This is a genomic window from Mycobacterium mantenii (assembly GCF_010731775.1).
Classification (GTDB): domain Bacteria; phylum Actinomycetota; class Actinomycetes; order Mycobacteriales; family Mycobacteriaceae; genus Mycobacterium; species Mycobacterium mantenii.
Genome location: NZ_AP022590.1, coordinates 6016213 through 6034443 on the forward strand (window position 1 = coordinate 6016213; position 18231 = coordinate 6034443).

The window sequence follows — 18231 nt, forward strand, 5'->3', positions numbered from 1 at the left end:
CGCTCGAAGAGGGAAGTCGCGATGAGCAACAGGTATCCAGCTCCCGCAATTCTGGTGGGGGTTGACGGATCCAAGGCGGCGATACATGCGGCCGTCTGGGGGGTCGAGGAGGCGGTCAACCGCGACATTCCGCTGCGGCTGGTGTATGTCATCGATCCTCGCGATGGTTCGGGAGCGCGTGCCGTCGGTACTCGACTCGCCGTCGCCCGAGCCGCGTTGGTCGACGCGCATCGGGCCGTGGACGCCGTCGGCGAACCGGTCAAGGTAGAAACCGACATCCTTTGGGGCAAAACGGTTTCCAAGCTGCTCGAGGAATCAAGGTCGGCGCTCATGATCTGCGTCGGGCAGATCGGAATCGACCACGCCTGCCATGGCGGACCCTCCGTTGCGACCTCCTTGGTCCGCTCGGCGCTGTGCCCGGTCGCGGTGATCCAACAGTCGACGGGTCGTCTGACGGCGCCGCGGGTCAGCGGCGTGGTGGTGGAAGTGGACAACGGCACGGTGCTGTGGCATGCGTTCGACGAAGCCAGGCTGAGGGGAGCGGCACTGCAGGCCGTGTCGGTATCCCGGGTGGCGGACGCCCGGGAGGGAAGCCCTGAGAAGTTCTCGGCGCGAGCACAATTGGATCGTCGACTGGCGCGGTGGATGCGGTTGTATCCCGACGTGCAGGTGGTGCCGGCGATCGTGGCCGGCGGCGTGGACCGGTACCTGCGTGCCCGCCACGAAGCGGACCGGCTGCTGGTCACCGACCACGCTCGGGCCGAGGCCCTGTGCCATGCGGGCCATTCCGTGCTGGCGATACGTTGCGGCAATCTGTAGCTCGGGCAGAGCTGGTGTGGTGGCCTGAAACATACCGTTGCGCAACAGAATCGAAGTCGACGTCGGATTGCACGGGGAATTTGTTCCGTGTGTGCCGGTTGGTGCTGCTTGTTGTCAAGGGGCTTATGGCTCTGCTGATGGGACGCTACACTTAAATAGTGTTACTCCGAGTTGCAGATAGATCGAGGGGCTGTTGACGATGAGCCAGCCAACCACGGCCGAGGCAGGCGCAGACCTGATCGACCGCGCTGACGTGGAGGTGTTACTGCGCCGTTTCTACGGGCGGGCGCTGGACGACGAGGTCCTGGCGGAGCCGTTCATCGCCGTGCTCCGCTGTCGGATCGCCACTTCCGGCGCTGACTCCGCCTGTGGCACAACACCGTTGACGAGATGTACAGCGGGCCGGCGGCCGATCGGGCGAAGGTTCAGGCCGGCCGCATCGCGTGGGCCATGCCGGCGGCTGACCGGTCTCGACGCGCCCGAGCTCCTCGTCACGCAACCGGCTCGTGACGGTCAGGCTCCGGACCGAACCGGAAGCGGCGGCCGGTGACTTCGGTCGGGGTTATCCGCACATAGTGCGGTTTGAGCGTCGCAGTCCACGGCAGCAACTGTGCGCGTTCGGCGTGCTGGATGTCCGCGTCATTCTTCAGCAATCGCGCCCGACCGCGCACGATCACGCTCCAGCCGTCGACCAGGTTGTGGTCGTCGACCTCGAAGACCACCGCGTGATGCGCCACGGCCGAGAACAATTTGGTGCCCTCGGCCGTGCGGAACAGCACCGTGCGGTCTTGCACGACGAAGTTGACGGGAAAGATTTCGGGCTCACCGGCGAAGTTGGTGACCAGCCGGCCCAGCGCGACGCTGCCCAACAGATTCCAGTTCTCATTCTCGGAAAGCACGGTTACCGGTTGGTCGCTACCCACCCGCTCAACGCTACGGAGAATCGGCGTCGTTGAGTAGAGCCTTTGTATCCCCGGCGCCGCAGAGATCGGCGATCAGCCGTGGCTGACCCGTAGCAACTTGGCCAAACTCGGCAGCTTGACGCGGGGACGTCCGTGCGGTTCGCCGGCCGCTCGCTCATGGGTGTCGATGAGCTCCCAGTGCGCCGAGGTGACCAGCTGTGGCTGGCGCGACGCCAGCCAGTCGGCCAGCCGGTCGGCGTGGTTGTCCGGAAAATCCGCCAGACCGTCGGCGCCGGACAGATCCGCGAGCAGGGTGTCCACCGTGTCCTGGGAGTCCTTCTTATTGGTGCCGATGACGCCGGTCGGTCCGCGCTTGATCCAGCCGACCACGTATTCATTGCGGCTGCCGTCGACCCGGCCGCCGCTGTTGGGGATCGTCGCGGTCTTCTCGTCGAACGGCAACCCCGGGGTGGGCACGCCGCGGTAACCGACCGAGCGCACCACCAGCTGAACCGGCAGCTCCTCGCGTTCGCCGGTGTCGTTGGCGGACACCCGCCCGTTGTCGTCGGTGACCAGCTCGTTGCGGCCGAGCACGATCCCTTCCACCCTCTGGTCGCCCTTGATCTCGATCGGGGACGTCATGAAGCGCAGCACGATGCGGCGGTGCCCGGGGCGCGGATCGCGCTTCGCGTAGTCGCGCAGCACATTGATGTTCTGCTTCGCCGTCTTGCCGGCCGCCGCGGCATCCTCGTCGCTGACGCCCTCCAGCTGGGCGGGGTCGACGATCACGTCGACGTTGTCCAGCTCGCCCAGCTCGCGGAGCTCCAGGGTGGTGAACGCGGTCTGCAGCGGCCCGCGCCGACCGATGACGACCACCTCGTCGACGCCGCACGGGCGCAGCGACTCCAGCGCGTGGTTGGCGATGTCGGTCAGTCCCAGCACGTCGGGGTCGGTGACCAGGATGCGTGCCACGTCGAGGGCGACGTTGCCGTTGCCGACGACTACGGCTCGGGCGCCCGAGAGATCCGGCGTGGCCTCCTCGAAGTTGGGGTGTGCGTTGTACCAGCCCACGAAATCGACGGCGGCGATGCTGCCCGGTAGATCTTCGCCCGGGATGTTCAGCGCGCGGTCGGATTGTGCCCCGACGGCGTAGACGACGGCGTCGTAGCGCTCGGCCAGCTCGCTGGACTGCACGTGTTCGCCGACCGCGATGTTGCCGAAGAAACGGAAGCGCGGATCCTGGGACGTCTTCTCGAACTGTTTGCTGATCGACTTGATCTTCGGGTGGTCGGGCGCGACGCCGGAGCGCACCAGTCCCCAGGGGGTGGGCAGCATTTCCAGCATGTCGACGGCGACATCGAAGTCCTCGGACCCGTCGGCCGCCTTCAGTAAGGACGATGCGGCGAAGAAACCGGACGGGCCGGAGCCGACGATTGCAACGTGATAAGGGCGCATACTCGACCTTCTATTCGTGCTCGATAGCGCCGGGGGCTTCCTAAACAGCCCGGCGCGCAGAGCGGGGCGCACATGATCGTGACTCGATGCTAAACGCATGACCGCTGGTCGTGACCTGGACACTCGCTGCGAGCAAAGTCGGTCGGCGGGCCCCGGGTAACGTTGTCGCCTGTGGAACCTGACCGTCAAGCCGATATCGCCGCCCTCGACGCCACCCTGACCACGGTGGAGCGGGTGCTCGATGTGGACGGTCTGCGCACCCGCATCGAGAAGCTCGAACACGAGGCATCGGATCCTCAATTGTGGGACGACCAGGCGCGGGCGCAGCGGGTGACCAGTGAGTTGTCTCACGCTCAGGGCGAGCTGCGCCGGGTCGAGGAGCTTCGTAGCCGCCTGGACGATCTGCCGGTGCTCTACGAGCTGGCGGCCGAGGAGGGGGAAGGCGCGGCCGACGCGCTGGCCGAGGCCGACGCCGAGCGCAAGGCGCTGCGCGCGGACATCGAAGCGACCGAGGTTCGGACCCTGCTCTCGGGCGAGTACGACGAACGCGAGGCGCTGGTCACGATCCGGGCCGGGGCGGGCGGGGTGGACGCCGCTGACTGGGCCGAGATGCTGATGCGGATGTACATCCGGTGGGCCGAGCAGCACAAGTATCCCGTCGAGGTGTTCGACACGTCCTACGCCGAAGAAGCGGGCATCAAGAGCGCGACGTTCGCCGTGCACGCGCCCTTCGCGTACGGCACGCTGTCCGTCGAGCAGGGCACCCACCGGCTGGTGCGAATCAGCCCGTTTGACAACCAGAGCCGACGTCAGACATCGTTCGCTGAAGTCGAGGTGCTCCCGGTGGTGGAGACCACCGACCACATCGACATACCGGAAGGTGATGTGCGCGTTGATGTTTACCGCTCGAGTGGCCCGGGAGGCCAGTCGGTGAACACCACCGACTCTGCGGTACGTTTAACCCACATCCCAACGGGTATCGTCGTGACTTGCCAGAACGAGAAATCGCAGTTGCAGAACAAGGTCTCGGCGATGCGGGTGCTTCAGGCAAAGTTGTTGGAGCGCAAGCGTTCCGAAGAACGCGCTGAGCTTGACGCGTTAAAAGGCGAAGGTGGCAGTTCGTGGGGCAACCAGATGCGCTCCTATGTTCTGCAGCCGTATCAGATGGTCAAGGATCTGCGGACCGAGTACGAGGTCGGCAATCCTGCGGCCGTCCTGGATGGAGACATCGACGGATTTCTGGAAGCGGGAATACGTTGGCGCAACCGAAAAGATGACGAATAACACAAGTTTTCTTGCTGCATCGATGACGCACCGCTGGCACGACTTCTGGCGGGGCGAACTCGGTGAGTGGATCATCACCCGGGGTCTGCGGATCGTCATGGTCCTGATCGCGGCGGTGCTGGCGGCCCGGTTGGTCAACTGGGTCGCGCAGCAGGTGACCCATCAGCTCAATTTGGGTTTCGCCGAAAGCGACGCGCTGGTGCGCTCGGAAGCCTCCAAACACCGGCAGGCCCTGGCGTCGGTCATCTCCTGGGTGTCGATCGTGATCATCGGCATCTGGGTCATCATGCAGATCGCCGACGTGCTGCAGTTCTCGGTGGGCAGCTTGGTCGCGCCGGCCACCGTGGTCGGTGCCGCGCTGGGTTTCGGCGCCCAGCAGTTGGTGCGAGACCTGTTGGCGGGTTTCTTCATCCTGGTGGAGCGCCAGTACGGTTTTGGAGATCTGGTCACCATCACGGTGGTTTCCGCGACGGAGGCCAGCGGCACGGTGGAGAACGTGACATTGCGGGTGACCCGCTTGCGTTCGTCGGATGGCGAAGTGTTGACCATTCCCAACGGGCAGATCGTCAAGGTGGTCAATCTGTCGAAGGACTGGGCGCGCGCGGTGGTGGACATCCCGGTGTCGACCAGCGCCGACCTCAACCGGGTCAACGAGGTCTTGCATCAGGAATGCGACCGCGCGATGGAGAATCCCGTCCTCGGGGAATTGCTGTTGGATGCCCCCACCGTGATGGGTGTGGAGAGTATCGCGGTCGACACCGTCACGCTGCGTCTGGTGGCTCGCACCCTGCCCGGCAAGCAGTTCGAGGTCGGCAGGCAGCTGCGCGTGCTGGTCATCCGGGCGCTGGCCCGCGTCGGGATCGTGACCGCGGCGGACGCGACGGTGGGCCTGGTCGAAGACCCCTCCGTTCCGGCCGCCCAGGCCGCCGAACAGCAGTCCGACGATGAAGTCCAAGGTGCGGTGCAGAAGCGTTGAAGTTCACCCTGAACATCCTCGAGAAGCGCGGCTACGACACGGATGCGGAGCATCGCTGGCCGAAGTACGTGTTCGGCGGGCGGATGCGCACGTCGACACTCGTGCTGCTCATCGCGTTCTTCGCCGTGTGGTGGGTCTACGACACCTACCGCCCCGAACCGCCACCCAAGCCCCCGGCGCAGCAAATTGTGCCGCCGGGATTCGTGCCCGACCCCAACTACACGTGGGTGCCGCGCAGCCGCGTGCAGGCGCCGCCGCCAACCGTCACCTATACGCCCACTCCGACGAGCACACCGCCGCCCCCGCCACCGCCGCCGCCACCGGTGACGACGACCACCACGACGACACCGCCGTTCCAGCTGCCGCAGCTGCCGTGCATCCTGCCGCAGCCGTTCTGCCCGCCCAGCTCGAGCCCGGCCACACCGCCGCCGCAGCAACCGCAGCCGGGGCCCGGCCCGACGCCGACTTCGCCGCCACCGGCCAGTTGACTTCGCCTGCCAGGCGAAATTCACCGCTACACTGGCGTGCCGTGATGATCACCCTGGACCATGTCAGTAAGAAGTACAAAGCGTCGGCCCGCCCGGCGCTGGAGGACGTCAACGTCAAAATCGACAAGGGTGAATTCGTCTTCCTGATCGGCCCGTCGGGGTCGGGCAAGTCCACGTTCATGCGGCTGCTGCTCGGCGCGGAGAACCCGACCAGCGGCGACGTCCGGGTATCGAAGTTCCACGTCAACAAGCTGCGCGGTCGTCACGTCCCGAAGCTGCGCCAGGTCATCGGCTGCGTCTTCCAGGACTTTCGCCTGTTGCAGCAAAAGACGGTCTACGAGAACGTCGCGTTCGCGCTGGAAGTGATCGGAAAACGGACGGACGCGATCAACCGGGTGGTGCCGGAGGTGCTGGAAACCGTCGGCCTGTCCGGCAAAGCCAATCGGTTGCCCCACGAATTGTCCGGTGGCGAGCAGCAGCGGGTGGCGATCGCCCGCGCGTTCGTCAACCGGCCGCTGGTCCTGCTGGCGGACGAGCCGACGGGCAACCTCGACCCAGATACCAGTAAGGACATCATGGATTTGTTGGAGCGGATCAACCGCACGGGGACGACGGTGCTGATGGCAACGCATGATCACCACATCGTCGACTCGATGCGCCAGCGCGTCGTCGAATTGTCGTTGGGCAGGCTGGTTCGCGACGAGCAGCGCGGCATCTACGGGATGGACCGCTAAGTGCGCTTCGGCTTCCTACTCAACGAGGTCCTTACCGGGCTCCGGCGCAACGTCACGATGACGGCCGCGATGATCCTGACGACGGCGATCTCCATCGGCTTGTTCGGCGGCGGTCTGCTGGTGGTCCGGCTGGCCGACAACTCGCGCGAGATCTATCTCGACCGCGTCGAGACGCAGGTGTTCCTGACCGACGACATCTCGGCCAATGACACGATATGCGCGTCCGCGCCGTGTAAGGGGTTGCGCGACAAGATCGATGCGCGCCAAGACGTCAAATCGGTGCGCTTCGTCAACCGGCAGGACGCCTACAACGACGCCATCAAGAAGTTCCCGGAATTCAAGGATGTGGCGGGCAAGGACTCGTTTCCCGCGTCGTTCATCGTCAAACTGAACAATCCCGAACAGCACGCCGAGTTCGACGCCGCGATGCAGGGGCAGCCCGGGGTGCGCAGCATCCTCAACGAAAAGGACCTCATCGACCGGCTGTTCGCCGTCCTGGACGGCTTGCGTGATGCCGCGTTCGCCGTCGCGCTGGTGCAGGCCGTCGGGGCGATCTTGTTGATTGCCAACATGGTGCAGGTCGCGGCGTACACCCGGCGCACGGAGATCGGGATCATGCGGCTGGTGGGTGCCAGCCGGTGGTACACCCAGCTGCCCTTCCTGGTGGAAGCGATGCTGGCCGCGTCCATCGGTGTGGCCATCGCCGTCGTCGGACTCATGCTGGTTCGGGCAGTGTTCCTGGACAACGCGCTCAGCCAGTTCTACCAAGCACATCTGATCGCCAAGGTCGACTACGCCGACATCCTTTACATCTCGCCGTGGTTGTTCCTGCTCGGCGTGTCGATGGCGGCAATGACGGCATATGCAACATTGCGCCTCTATATAAGGCGGTAGCTGTGGCCAAGGGTTCCGGCCGAGCCAAGGCGGCGGGCGGCAAAGGTGGCAGCAAACAGGTGATAGCCACCAATCGCAAAGCGCGGCATAACTATTCGATCATCGAGTTGTTCGAGGCCGGAGTGTCTTTGCAAGGCACCGAGGTCAAAAGCCTTCGTCTGGGCCAAGCATCGTTGGCTGACGCGTTCGCAACGATCGACGACGGCGAAGTGTGGTTGCGTAACTTGTACATTCCGGAGTATCAGCACGGTAGCTGGACCAATCATGAGCCGCGTCGCAACCGAAAGTTGTTGTTACATAGGCAACAAATTGACAGGCTGGTCGGCAAGATACGGGATGGTAACCTCGCCTTGATGCCGCTGTCATTGTATTTCTCCGAGGGCAAGGTCAAGGTCGAACTGGCCTTGGCGCGCGGTAAAAGGGCTTACGACAAGCGCCAGGACATGGCGCAACGCGATGCACAGCGCGAAGTGGTCCGTGAAATGGGGCGCCGAGCAAAGGGCATGACCTGATCGGGGCGGCATACGCCCAGCTGTCGGCCGTTACGTACGGTGTCAGCGATTTCGTGGGCGGCGTTGCAGCTCGGCGGGTGGCCGCGCTGCGCGTGATGCTCGTCGCCTACCCGATCGAGACGCTGCTGGTGGGCGTGATGGCCGTTTTCGTCGGCGGCCCCATCCATCTCGGTGCCGTCCTGTGGGGTGCCCTGTACGGCATCGGCATGGCGTTCGGCATGTGGGCGTTTTTCGCGGCGCTGGGCTCCGGGCCCATTTCGGTGGTCTCACCGCTGGCCGCGGTGCTCAACGCCGCGGTGCCCGTCGCGGTCGGCATGGCGATGGGGGAGCGGCCCGGGCAAGCGGCCCTGGTGGGCGTCGTGCTGGCGCTGGCGGCGGTGATGCTGGTCAGCCGCGAGGCCCCCGCCGAGGGGACACCGTACCGGTTCACTCCAAAAGTGGCCTGGCTCACAGTGGTTGCGGGCTCGGCGATGGGACTGAACCTGGTGTTCCTCCATCAGGCGCCGCACGTGTGCAAACTCTGGCCGCTGTTCTTCGCGCGGGTGGCGGCCAGCCTCGTGGTGTTCGCGATGGCGAAGTCCAGCCAGAACCTGGCGATGCCGCGGGGGCGGCCGCTCAAACTGGCCGTGGCCGTGGCGGTGCTGGACATTTTCGCCAATATCACCATGCTCGCGGCGCTGCACACCTGGCTGCTGTCGTTGGCCAGCATCTTGATTTCTCTTTATCCGGCCGCGACGGTCGTGCTGGCGATGGTCGTGCTGCGCGAGCGGGTGACCCGACTGCAGGGCATCGGCATGGTGCTCGCCATGGGATCCGTGGCGATGATCGCCTCAGCCTGACGGTTGTGAGGCCGCTTCTGTTGACGGGAAGCATCGGCCTACGATCCTGAGCATGGCCGATCGCCCCGTCACCAAACTCGACAAGTCCGCCGTGCTCTCCGGCCTGTTCGCGGTGTGGGACGACATCGACACGCTGCTGGCCGGGCTGTCGGAAGCGCAGTGGCGGGCGGCCAGCCCGCTGCCGGGCTGGGACGTCAAAGCCTTGGTGGCGCACATGATCGGCACCGAGTCGTTCCTTGCCGGCATCGCCGCTCCCCAGCCCGATATCGACGTCTCGGCGCTGGAGCACGTGCGCAACGACATCGGCGTGATGAACGAGTGCTGGGTGCGCCATCTGAGCGCGCACGCCGATGCCGACGTGCTGGAAAGCTTCAGAGCGATCACCACCGATCGGCGCGAGGCGCTCTCGAACATGTCCGGCGAGGAGTGGGACGCCGTGACGATGACGCCCAGTGGGCCGGACTCGTATGGCCGGTTCATGCGGATCCGGGTGTTCGACTGCTGGATGCACGAGCAAGACATTCGGGTGGCGTTGGGGAGGCCGCCGTCCGACGGCGAACTCGCCGGACCCGCGGCCTCGCTCGCCGTCGACGAGATCGCCGCCACCATGGGCTACGTGGTGGGCAAGCTGGCGAAGGCGCCCGACGGTTCACGCGTCCAGTTCGACCTCACCGGCCCGCTGGCCCGCACCATCCGGGTCAGCGTCGACGGCCGGGCCGCGGTGGCCGACGATTTCGGCGGCCAAGCACCCACCGCTACCATCCGGCTGGACGGGCTGCAGTTCACCCGGCTCGCCGGTGGCCGCCCGATGTGTCCCGCCCGCTCGCAGGACATCGAACTCGGCGGCGATGAAGACGTTGCCGCGCAGATTGTCGACCGCCTCAATTTCGTTATCTGACAAGTCTTTTCGTCTTGCCCGACGAATCGGGCGGTGACGGAGTAAACAAAGCGAGATATGTCACACCTGCGCATTGATGGTGTCTTGGGGGCCGGTGAACGGGTAGGCGGTCAAAGAGCGCGCCTTGCGCCGACACCCATCGTCAATGCCAGGAGGGCCATAAAAATGACTGCACCCGATACCTCGAGATTGCTTGCGCAACTGCGCACGCTGCTCGACCTGACCAACACCGAGATTCAAATCGCGGAGACCCGCGTCGTCCAGGCGCGCACCGAGGCGGTGCGCCGCGAGCTTTCCCAGAACGCCGGAAATGGCCGTGCCCGGGCCGAAGCGATCGAGTCGGCGATACGGGACCTGGGGGGCTACCCTGACGTGATCGGTCCCTTCCTGGGCCGCGCCGCTGCGGCGGTCAAAGCGCTGACCGAGCAGGCCGAACCCTTTGACGAGGCGCTGCTGGGTGACCTCGCGCTGGAGGATCAGCTGCTGGACCGGGCTCGCTACACCAAGGCGCTGGCCGTCGCCGCGAAGCGCCAGGACATCGTCGATCTCGCCGACCGCCTGATCACCGCCCACGCGGCGACCGTGGACTGGCTGACGACCGTGCTCGCCGAAGATGCGCTGGGCGGACCTGCGGCGCTTCGCCGTACCCCGATCCAGATGGCCGCCGGCACCGCGGTGAAGCTGGTCAACCTGCCGGTGACCTGGTCCGCCCGTGGGGTGGACCGGGCCGTGGATGCGCTGCGTTCCACCGGTCCGGCGATCAACGACCTCGTCAAGCGCGGCGGCAATGCCGGCGAGATCGCCGCGAAGGCACTGTCCGCGTCGCAGAGCGCCGCGTTGCGGGCCGCGGAACGGGTCACCCGCTCCGAAGGGGCGGACCGGGCGGCCGACGCCTTGCACTCCGGTCGCGCCACGGTCGGCGTCCTGGACGAGTCCGAGTTGCCCATCGGCAACTATGACGAACTCAACGTCAGCGAGGCGGTGGCCGCGATCAAGGATCTCACCACCCCCGACGACGTGCGGGTTGTCATCGCCTATGAGGAGGCGCACAAAAACCGGCAGGGCGTCGTCTCGGCGGCGCAAACCCGGATTGCTGCCATCGCCCAAGAGGTGGTCGGCATCAACTAGCAACCCCAACTGCCCGAATCCCCCGGTGCCAGGCGCCGGGGGATTCGGCGCCCCAGCGCGGAACATATTTGCGTTGCCGCTGGTTGATAGGCAGGTACCATTGATATTCCTGCCGAAAGTCGGCGGGGTGCGAGGGGCTGAAAGGTTTCGACTTCGCGCATCGAATCAAGGGAAGCGTGCCGGTGCAGGCAACTGACCACCGTAAGCGTCGTTGCAAACAGATAAGCGCCGATTCACATCAGCGCGACTACGCTCTCGCTGCCTAAGCGACAGCTAGTCCGTCAGACCGGGAAAGCCCTCGACCCGGAGCCTGGCGTCAGCTAGAGGGATCCACCGATGAGTCCGGTCGCGGGACTTATCGGGACACCAACAGCGACTGGGATCGTCATCCTGGCTTGTTCGCGTGACCAGGAGATCCGAGTAGAGGCATAGCGAACTGCGCACGGAGAAGTCTTGAGGGAATGCCGTAGGACCCGGGTTCGATTCCCGGCAGCTCCACAGAGAAAGGGCCGCCGCTCGGCGGCCCTTTCGTTTGACTGGATCGAATGCTTCGACCCGTTGCTCCGAACGGACGATCCTGTACCTCATCACAGGCGGCAATATTGCGCCGCAGGTAGGTTTCCTACGAGTGCGAGGAGCGCCCATGCGCGGCAGACGATTACTTCAACTGATCCCCATCGCCGGTGTAGCGGGCTTGACGGCATGCAGCTCCACCACGCACAGCGGCAATGCATCGATGCCGGCAGAACCGCCGTCAATCACCAGCGAGCCGTTCGGTCGGGTGGGTGAGACCCCGGTCAGTCGCTACACGATGACCAGCGGGTACGGCATGCGGGTACGAATCCTGAACTACGGCGGCATCATTCAGTCGATCGAGGTCCCCGATCGCATCGGAAATGTCAACAATGTGGTGCTGGGCTTTCCGGCCCTGGACGGCTACCTGAACAACACCGGATCTGCCAAGACCTATTTCGGCGCGATCATCGGTCGCTATGGCAACCGAATCGCCAAGGGGGCTTTCTCGTTAAACGGCAACGGGTATCACGTGCCGATCAACAACAGTGGCAACAGCTTGCACGGCGGTACCGCCGGCTTCGATACGAAGGTGTGGCAGGCCAGTCAGCAGAACGGTAGCGACAGCGTAAGCCTGAGGCTCCAATATGTCAGTCCTGCAGGCGAAATGGGCTATCCCGGGACACTGGCGACCACCGTCACGTACACCGTGGACCAGAAAAACGAACTGCGCATCGACTACCGCGCGACCACCGACGCGCCGACCGTGATCAACCTGACCAACCACAGCTACTTCAACCTGGCGGGTGAGGACACGCTCGACGTCTACGACCAGAAGGTCACCATCGATGCCGACAACTACACGCCCACCGACCCCACACAGATCCCGACCGGTCAGATCGGGCGGGTGCAGGGCACGCCGTTCGATTTCACCTCCCCGACCGCGATCGGGGCACATATCACCGCGAACGACCCGCAGCTGTTGCTGGCCCGGGGTTACGACCACAACTGGGTGATCAACCGCGGCCACAACACCGGGCTGGTGGAGGCGGCCAGGGCCGAGGACCCGCGGACCGGGCGCACGCTGACCGTCTCCACCACCGAGCCCGGTATGCAGTTCTATACATCCAACTTCCTCGAAGGGACGTTGACGGGCACCAGCGGGCACATCTACCGACAGGGCGCGGGATTCACGATGGAGACCCAGCACTACCCCGATTCGCCGAATCACCGGAACTTCCCGACCACCACCCTCAACCCGGGCCAGACCTACGATTCGACAACGGTTTTTGCCTTCAGCACGAAATGAGCGCCGGTGCGGGCGCCCATATCTGCGGTCGGGCCTAACCCGTTGGATTTCGCGTGGGGTGAGCGGCTTTAATCGTCATACGACGGCGATGTCACGTTGTGCACGCCCGAGACCGCATCACGAGGAGCTCTCATGACCTATCGCCGTTTTGCTTGGGTGCTCGGCGCGGTGGTGGCGGTGGCCATCATTCCCGTCGAAGCCCACGGCGAGCCGCCGACGAAGTGTCTGACCAACACTCCCAAGGGCAAGCAGGTCTACGTGCCGTGCGATCTGCTCAACGCCGGGGCCAATTTCCCGCCGGGACAGCGTTGTCCTCCACCGCTCGAGCAGTACCCGAAAGATGTGGCGGACTGGTGCGGCGAAGGCCCGGGACTTGCGAGTACCACGCCCACGACTCCTCCGACTCCGACGAGCCCCACGAGTCCTACCAGCCCTGTGCGGCCGACGAGCCCTACGACCTCAACGACTCCCACGACCCCAACCAGTCCTTCGACCCCAACGACTCCCTCGACCCCAACGACTCCCACGACCCCAACCAGTCCTACCACCCCAACCAGTCCTACGACCCCGACGAGTCCTGCGAGCCCAACGAGTCCCACCAGTCCGGCGGCTCCGGGCACTGCACAGTGACGAAGTCTTCTTTTCACCCGAAGCTTCGGCCCGCAGGCGAATTACAACAGGCCCAGTTCTCGCGCCCGCCTAACCGCCGCGCTGCGGTGCTCGACGCGGAGCTTGCGGTACACGGCGCGCTGGTGGGTCTTCACGGTGTTGAGCGAGACATATAGCCGCGCACCGATTTCAGTTCGCGATAACCGGGTGGGCAGCAGGCGAAGAACCTCAAGCTCCTTGGGCGTCAACTCCTCACCGACCGCGCACCCGACGTGGCGCGAAGTCACCCCCACGTCCGCGCTCAGCTCGGCCGTGGCGAGGACATCAGCACTGCGCGCGATGTCACCACCGCCGACCAGGTGGCGCCTCGCCTCATCGATTAGCCCCTCGGTCTCGAACCAGGTCGCCGCGCGTCGGTGCAGATCGGCGACGAGATCGGGCTCGGTGCGACGCAGCTCGGTGCGCAACAGCTCTGCGAACAGCTGGTGATAGCGATACCAGTGACGCGACATGTCCAGCGGCACCACAAACAGGTTTTCGCGCTCGACCATCTCCAAAACCGAGGCCGAGCCAGACGTTTGGAGCACCGCGTCGCACAACGGACCGCTGAGTCGTCCCAAGACCGAGGTACGGAGCAAAAAGTCACGAAGGTGCGGTGGTTGACCGTCGAGCACCTCGGCCATCAAGTAGTCGACGATGTGACGGTTGTCGCCGGCGAAGGTCTGAATAAATGCTGCGGCATCGGTGCGACCGGCCAACGACAGTCCGGCGAGATACAGTCCCGCGGCCCACCCCTCCGTGCGGCGAAACAGCAGTTGGACTTGCGCGTCGGTCAACGTCAAACCGAGCACGCCGTCAAGCAGGTCCGCGGCCTCGCCGGTCTGAAAGCGCAACTCCTCAGCCCGCAGCTCCAGCAGCTCGCCGCGGGCGCGCAACCGCGCCAACGGCAGCAGGGGATCCGAGCGGGTGGCGATGACCAGCTGGAAATTTCGCGGCATCCGTTCCACCACGAAACCCACCTGCTCATGCACGGTCTTATTTTCAACAAGGTGATAGTCGTCGAGGATCAGCGCGACCTGGTGGTCGATGGCGGCCAACTCGTCGAGCAGGGTGGGCAAGACCACCTGTCGAGGGTCGGCACCTATCGTGATGAGCTCGAACGCACGGGGCGCCACCCCCGGGCTGGCCTTGCCCAGCGCCGCGATCGCACAGCCCCAAAATCGCGCCGGATCATTGTCGGACGCATCAAGGGACACCCAACCCCGTCGACGGCGGTCATCGGCGCCGCTTACCCATTGCGCCAAAAGCGTCGTCTTGCCCCAGCCCGCCGGCGCACTGAGCAACGCGAGCTTGCGAGAGGGTTCCGCCGAAAGGATGTCGATCAGGGCTGCCCGTTCGATGAGCTGAGCGCGGATCGCCGGTGGTGCCGTCTTTCCGGCAAGTAGCACCGCCGGCTCGCCGGCTTCAGTCGGTGCTTTGCCCTCGAAGTCGAAGAGGATCGGCGTGACGCACAGCAGATCGGCGATCGTTGAGCTGTCTGCCACTATCATGCTTTGAACGTAATCGCGGTTTCGCGCTGATCGTGGGCCACTTGGGCACGACGAGATGGGTCCAGTTGAGGCGGATGTTTCAGGGCAGCAGTCGGATCAAGGCGTCCAACGCCGCCGACCATGCGCTCGGCGAGGGCGCCGCAAACCCCACTACTAAGCCGTTCCGCTTGCTGCCGGCTTCGGGATGGCGAAACAGATCAAGACCGTCCACACCGAGCCGTCGCCACGCCCGTTGACGAGACAGCGCGCTCTCGTCGGCCCCGGCAAGCTCAAGCATCACCTGCAGACCCGCGGGCATTCCCGCGACGGTGGTCGTCGGTGATGACCGGGCGACAGCGGCGACGAGTTGCTCGCGGCGGCGCCGGTACTGGGCGCGCATGGTGCGAATGTGTCTGTCATAGGAACCGGACACGATGAATTCGGCCATCGCCAACTGGTCAACGAAGCCGGACGTCTCCTCGCGTTCACCCCTCTGCCGGCCCACCGCATGGACGAGTCGGTCTGGCAGCACCAGCCACCCGAGCCGAAGCCCCGGCGCCAGCGACTTGCTCGCCGTCCCCATATAGATGACATGTTCGGGATCGATGCCCTGCAGCGCACCGACAGGGCCACGGTCGTAGCGGAATTCGCCGTCGTAATCATCTTCGATGATCAGTCCGCCGGTACGTCGCGCCCAATCGACGACGGCTGCGCGGCGGTCGGACCACAGAGGCACGCCCAGCGGGAACTGGTGCGACGGAGTGAGCAGCACACCGCCCGCATCTGCAATGCCGTCGAGGGCCATAACATCAGCGCCATGAGAGTCCACTGTCAGTGGGGGGCAACGTAACTGCGCTCGAGCGAGCGACGCCCGCTGTGCCCGCAGGCCAAATGATTCGACGGCGACAGCGGCGACCCCGGCTTCTGCCAGCGCGGCGGCCACGAGGTTCAATCCTTCAGCGGCGCCGCTGCAGATGACGATGTTGTCCGGCCGGGCCCGAACTCCCCGAGCACGAGCGAGATACTCGGCAAGGGCGCTGCGAAGCTCCGGGCGCCCCTGGGGGTCGGCGTAGCCGAACGCCTCGAACGGGGCATCGTTCAACGCGCGCTTGACAGCACGACTCCATTCCATCCGTGGAAACGACGACAGGTCCGGATGCCCCGGTCGCAAGTCGTGGTCCAACTCGTGCTGTGTCGGTCGTTTAGGGGGTGAAGCCACGGACCGGACGACTTCAGCCGCACGTTGGGCAACCAATGTGCCCGAGCCGTGTTGTGATGTCAGCCAGCCCTCGGCGATGAGTTCGGCGTACGCACGGGCGACGGTGTTTCTCGCAACTCCGAGGTCGGCGGCCAGCGCGCGACTCGAGGGCAACTGGATGCCCGGCACCAATCGCCCCGAACGGATCGCGTCGCGAATGGCTTCCATGACACCATCACGCACCCTGCCGCCGGGGCGATCCAGGTAAAGATCCAACCCGGCGACCGAGCTTTGTGATCCGGTCGTTGCGCGCATGTCCGTGCTCGTGGTGGTTACCAGTGGGCGATTGGGCAGCTCCTGGGGCTTGGCAAAGCGGTATTAAGACTACGCTCTGATGCCTGTGCACTCACCCGGGTGAATTAGCTCGCCGGGTGATGACGACTCACCCCGTGCCGGTGAACGCTGAATCACCAGTTGGCGAGCGGAGGACAAGTGCAGTCGACGATGTACCGGATCTGCGTTCGAGGCCGCGTGACCGAGCGGCTCGGTTCCGCATTGGAAGGGATGCGGCTCGAGGCCGGTGCGACCGAAACCGCGTTCACGGGTGAAATCCGCGACCAGTCACAGCTTTACGGACTCCTCGACCGGGTCCGTGATCTCGGCCTTGAGCTCGTCAGCGTACAACCGCAGCCTGCGGCTGACCCGAGAACGACAACCGGAATCAGGAAGGACCTGTAATGCAAGCAATCACCGTTTCAGATCGTGACGCCGGTGTCGCTGGCCTGGCGTTGGTAGAACTGCCCTACCCGCAACCGGCCGACAACGACGTCGTCGTGCGGGTGCACGCCGCGGGCTTCACGCGCACGGAGCTTGAATGGCCGCACACCTGGACCGACCACGCGGGCCGCGACCGGACACCGAGCGTGCCCGGACATGAGCTGTCGGGTGTGGTGGTTGAGTTAGGTTACGGCGCCACCGGTTTGAGCGTCGGTCAGCGGGTGTTCGGGCTTGCCGACTGGGCGCGCAATGGCTCGCTGGCGGAGTACACCGCTGTCGAAGCCCGCAATCTCGCACCGTTACCAATCGACATCGACCACACCGTGGCCGCGGCGCTGCCCATCTCTGGATTGGCGGCCTGGCAGGGCCTGTTCGACCACGGCCGCCTCGCCGCCGGGCAAACGGTCCTCATTCACGGCGCCGCGGGTGGGGTTGGGTCGCTCGCGGTGCAGCTGGCTCGCGAGGTCGGCGCGCGCGTCATCGGTACCGGCCGGGCCGCAGATCGCGAGCGGGCGGCCGAGCTCGGTGTCCACACGTTCCTCGACCTGGACACCGAAAAGCTCGAGGAAGCAGGCGAAGTCGATGTGGTGTTCGACGTGATCGGCGGAGACATTCTGGCCCGCTCGGCGGATCTGGTGCGGGCTGGCGGAACGCTCGTCGCCATCGCCGAGCCGCCGAAGACCCTGCCGCGCGATGGGCGGGCAGTCTTCTTCGTTGTCGAAGCCGATCGCGCCCAGCTCGCCGGCCTCGCCGCGCGAGTACGAGATGGACGTCTCAAGCCGGTGGTGAGTGCCGTGCTTCCACTCGCCGAAGCTGCCGCGGCGTTCGCTCCCGGCAAGCGCACCCCCGGCAAGACGATCCTGCGCGTCGTTGAAGGCTGAAAAAAGGAAGGCAGCCAAAAATGGACCTAAAAATGCCACTCACCGCACTGACGGTTGCAGTGATGCTCGCGCCTGCAGCCCACGCCCAGCCGGTGCCAGAGAATTCGGATCAAAACCCGGTTGTCCGACCAGTTTTCAATCAACCCACCAATGTGCCGGGCAAATCACTTCAAGCAGTGACCGTCAGCTATCCACCCGGAGCGAAAAGCGGAGCTCACCGCCACGCGAAATCGGCGTTCATCATGGCCTACGTGATCTCCGGAGCGATCCGCAGCCAGGTCGAAGGTGAGCCTGCACGCGTCTATCACGCCGGTGAGACGTGGAGCGAAGCCCCCGGCGCACACCACACGACCAGTGAAAATGCCAGCGCCTCCGAACCCGCTGAGTTACTCGCGGTCTTCCTGGTCGATACCGGCGATGGCCCGCTCACCACGGACGACGACGCGAAAACATGAGCCTTGATCAATCCGGACGAAAACCTCACAC

General features: G+C 65.1%; 19 protein-coding genes, 1 other RNA gene and 1 pseudogene. 17 read left to right on the top strand and 4 right to left on the bottom strand.

The features are described from left to right. Positions 1-21: 21 nt before the first annotated feature. Positions 22-819 (top strand): universal stress protein, encoded by a 798-nt coding sequence (locus tag G6N50_RS27875; protein WP_083092961.1) that lies wholly within the window; start codon positions 22-24, stop codon positions 817-819. 199 nt (positions 820-1018) lie between these two features. Beyond that, positions 1019-1369 (top strand): annotated as a pseudogene (locus G6N50_RS27880) (group III truncated hemoglobin). Here the strand turns inward: G6N50_RS27880 and G6N50_RS27885 are convergent. Together G6N50_RS27885 and G6N50_RS27890 are read right to left on the bottom strand one after the other, a co-directional pair. After that, the gene (locus tag G6N50_RS27885; protein ID WP_083092960.1) at positions 1311-1742 is read right to left on the bottom strand and encodes a pyridoxamine 5'-phosphate oxidase family protein; all 432 of its coding nucleotides are present in this window, start codon (positions 1740-1742) and stop codon (positions 1311-1313) included. The pseudogene G6N50_RS27880 and the gene G6N50_RS27885 overlap by 59 nt on opposite strands. 72 nt (positions 1743-1814) lie before the next feature. Continuing rightward, a complete protein-coding gene (locus G6N50_RS27890; RefSeq protein ID WP_083092958.1) occupies positions 1815-3176 on the bottom strand; it encodes an FAD-dependent oxidoreductase in 1362 nt (453 codons plus the stop codon). A gap of 171 nt (positions 3177-3347) precedes the next feature. On the opposite strand from G6N50_RS27890, the gene prfB reads away from it, so the two are divergent. The 12 genes from prfB to G6N50_RS27950 all read left to right on the top strand — a co-directional run bounded on the left by prfB (position 3348) and on the right by G6N50_RS27950 (position 13536). Then, positions 3348-4460, top strand: coding sequence for a peptide chain release factor 2 (gene prfB, locus G6N50_RS27895; protein ID WP_083092957.1), 1113 nt, complete (start codon positions 3348-3350; stop codon positions 4458-4460). Further along, complete coding sequence (locus tag G6N50_RS27900) at positions 4450-5436, top strand: mechanosensitive ion channel family protein (protein ID WP_232068845.1); 987 nt, start codon at positions 4450-4452, stop codon at positions 5434-5436. Before prfB ends, G6N50_RS27900 begins: the two co-directional genes overlap by 11 nt. Further along, the gene (locus tag G6N50_RS27905) at positions 5433-5924 is read left to right on the top strand and encodes a hypothetical protein (protein ID WP_163650914.1); all 492 of its coding nucleotides are present in this window, start codon (positions 5433-5435) and stop codon (positions 5922-5924) included. Before G6N50_RS27900 ends, G6N50_RS27905 begins: the two co-directional genes overlap by 4 nt. 44 nt (positions 5925-5968) lie before the next feature. Next, positions 5969-6658: a cell division ATP-binding protein FtsE gene (gene ftsE / locus G6N50_RS27910; protein ID WP_007772842.1), complete on the top strand. Its 690-nt coding sequence runs from the start codon at positions 5969-5971 to the stop codon at positions 6656-6658. Beyond that, the gene (ftsX, locus tag G6N50_RS27915; RefSeq protein ID WP_083092952.1) at positions 6659-7552 is read left to right on the top strand and encodes a permease-like cell division protein FtsX; all 894 of its coding nucleotides are present in this window, start codon (positions 6659-6661) and stop codon (positions 7550-7552) included. A gap of 2 nt (positions 7553-7554) precedes the next feature. After that, the gene (smpB, locus tag G6N50_RS27920) at positions 7555-8064 is read left to right on the top strand and encodes an SsrA-binding protein SmpB (RefSeq protein ID WP_065052255.1); all 510 of its coding nucleotides are present in this window, start codon (positions 7555-7557) and stop codon (positions 8062-8064) included. A 92-nt stretch (positions 8065-8156) separates the two neighbouring features. Further along, positions 8157-8903: an EamA family transporter gene (locus G6N50_RS27925; protein WP_443677639.1), complete on the top strand. Its 747-nt coding sequence runs from the start codon at positions 8157-8159 to the stop codon at positions 8901-8903. Between the two features lie 52 nt (positions 8904-8955). After that, complete coding sequence (locus tag G6N50_RS27930) at positions 8956-9801, top strand: maleylpyruvate isomerase family mycothiol-dependent enzyme (protein WP_083092949.1); 846 nt, start codon at positions 8956-8958, stop codon at positions 9799-9801. 165 nt (positions 9802-9966) lie between these two features. Beyond that, complete coding sequence (locus G6N50_RS27935; RefSeq protein WP_083092948.1) at positions 9967-10929, top strand: coiled-coil domain-containing protein; 963 nt, start codon at positions 9967-9969, stop codon at positions 10927-10929. A gap of 133 nt (positions 10930-11062) precedes the next feature. Next, positions 11063-11430: a transfer-messenger RNA gene (ssrA, locus tag G6N50_RS27940) on the top strand. A 235-nt stretch (positions 11431-11665) separates the two neighbouring features. Further along, positions 11666-12751 (top strand): aldose epimerase family protein, encoded by a 1086-nt coding sequence (locus G6N50_RS27945; protein ID WP_232068846.1) that lies wholly within the window; start codon positions 11666-11668, stop codon positions 12749-12751. 353 nt (positions 12752-13104) lie between these two features. Continuing rightward, positions 13105-13536, top strand: coding sequence for a hypothetical protein (locus tag G6N50_RS27950; RefSeq protein WP_158086044.1), 432 nt, complete (start codon positions 13105-13107; stop codon positions 13534-13536). Here G6N50_RS27950 and G6N50_RS27955 read toward each other — a convergent pair. Together G6N50_RS27955 and pdxR are read right to left on the bottom strand one after the other, a co-directional pair. Continuing rightward, the gene (locus G6N50_RS27955; protein WP_083092946.1) at positions 13423-14910 is read right to left on the bottom strand and encodes a LuxR C-terminal-related transcriptional regulator; all 1488 of its coding nucleotides are present in this window, start codon (positions 14908-14910) and stop codon (positions 13423-13425) included. The two genes, G6N50_RS27950 and G6N50_RS27955, sit on opposite strands and share 114 nt — an antisense overlap. Before the next feature lie 79 nt (positions 14911-14989). Further along, positions 14990-16402 carry a MocR-like pyridoxine biosynthesis transcription factor PdxR gene (gene pdxR / locus G6N50_RS27960; RefSeq protein ID WP_083092945.1) on the bottom strand — a complete coding sequence of 471 codons (1413 nt, stop codon included), beginning with the start codon at positions 16400-16402 and terminating at the stop codon, positions 14990-14992. 177 nt (positions 16403-16579) lie between these two features. Between pdxR and G6N50_RS27965 the strand changes: the two genes are divergently transcribed. Genes G6N50_RS27965 through G6N50_RS27975 form a run of 3 tightly spaced genes read left to right on the top strand, consistent with a single transcriptional unit; the run spans position 16580 to position 18200 of the window. Next, positions 16580-16825, top strand: coding sequence for a hypothetical protein (locus G6N50_RS27965; protein WP_142275419.1), 246 nt, complete (start codon positions 16580-16582; stop codon positions 16823-16825). Further along, positions 16825-17745 (top strand): NADP-dependent oxidoreductase, encoded by a 921-nt coding sequence (locus G6N50_RS27970; protein WP_083092943.1) that lies wholly within the window; start codon positions 16825-16827, stop codon positions 17743-17745. Before G6N50_RS27965 ends, G6N50_RS27970 begins: the two co-directional genes overlap by 1 nt. Positions 17746-17765: 20 nt before the next feature. Further along, positions 17766-18200: a cupin domain-containing protein gene (locus G6N50_RS27975; RefSeq protein ID WP_083092942.1), complete on the top strand. Its 435-nt coding sequence runs from the start codon at positions 17766-17768 to the stop codon at positions 18198-18200. Positions 18201-18231 lie beyond the last annotated feature (31 nt).

Coding starts and splice junctions, on each gene's coding strand:
- G6N50_RS27970 (WP_083092943.1), top strand. CDS start 16,825: ATGCAAGCAATCACCGTTTCAGATCGTGACGCCGGTGTCGCTGGCCTG.
- G6N50_RS27900 (WP_232068845.1), top strand. CDS start 4,450: ATGACGAATAACACAAGTTTTCTTGCTGCATCGATGACGCACCGCTGG.
- G6N50_RS27935 (WP_083092948.1), top strand. CDS start 9,967: ATGACTGCACCCGATACCTCGAGATTGCTTGCGCAACTGCGCACGCTG.
- pdxR (WP_083092945.1), bottom strand. CDS start 16,402: ATGCGCGCAACGACCGGATCACAAAGCTCGGTCGCCGGGTTGGATCTT.
- G6N50_RS27955 (WP_083092946.1), bottom strand. CDS start 14,910: ATGATAGTGGCAGACAGCTCAACGATCGCCGATCTGCTGTGCGTCACG.
- G6N50_RS27975 (WP_083092942.1), top strand. CDS start 17,766: ATGGACCTAAAAATGCCACTCACCGCACTGACGGTTGCAGTGATGCTC.
- G6N50_RS27945 (WP_232068846.1), top strand. CDS start 11,666: ATGCCGGCAGAACCGCCGTCAATCACCAGCGAGCCGTTCGGTCGGGTG.
- ftsE (WP_007772842.1), top strand. CDS start 5,969: ATGATCACCCTGGACCATGTCAGTAAGAAGTACAAAGCGTCGGCCCGC.
- G6N50_RS27930 (WP_083092949.1), top strand. CDS start 8,956: ATGGCCGATCGCCCCGTCACCAAACTCGACAAGTCCGCCGTGCTCTCC.
- G6N50_RS27875 (WP_083092961.1), top strand. CDS start 22: ATGAGCAACAGGTATCCAGCTCCCGCAATTCTGGTGGGGGTTGACGGA.
- G6N50_RS27890 (WP_083092958.1), bottom strand. CDS start 3,176: ATGCGCCCTTATCACGTTGCAATCGTCGGCTCCGGCCCGTCCGGTTTC.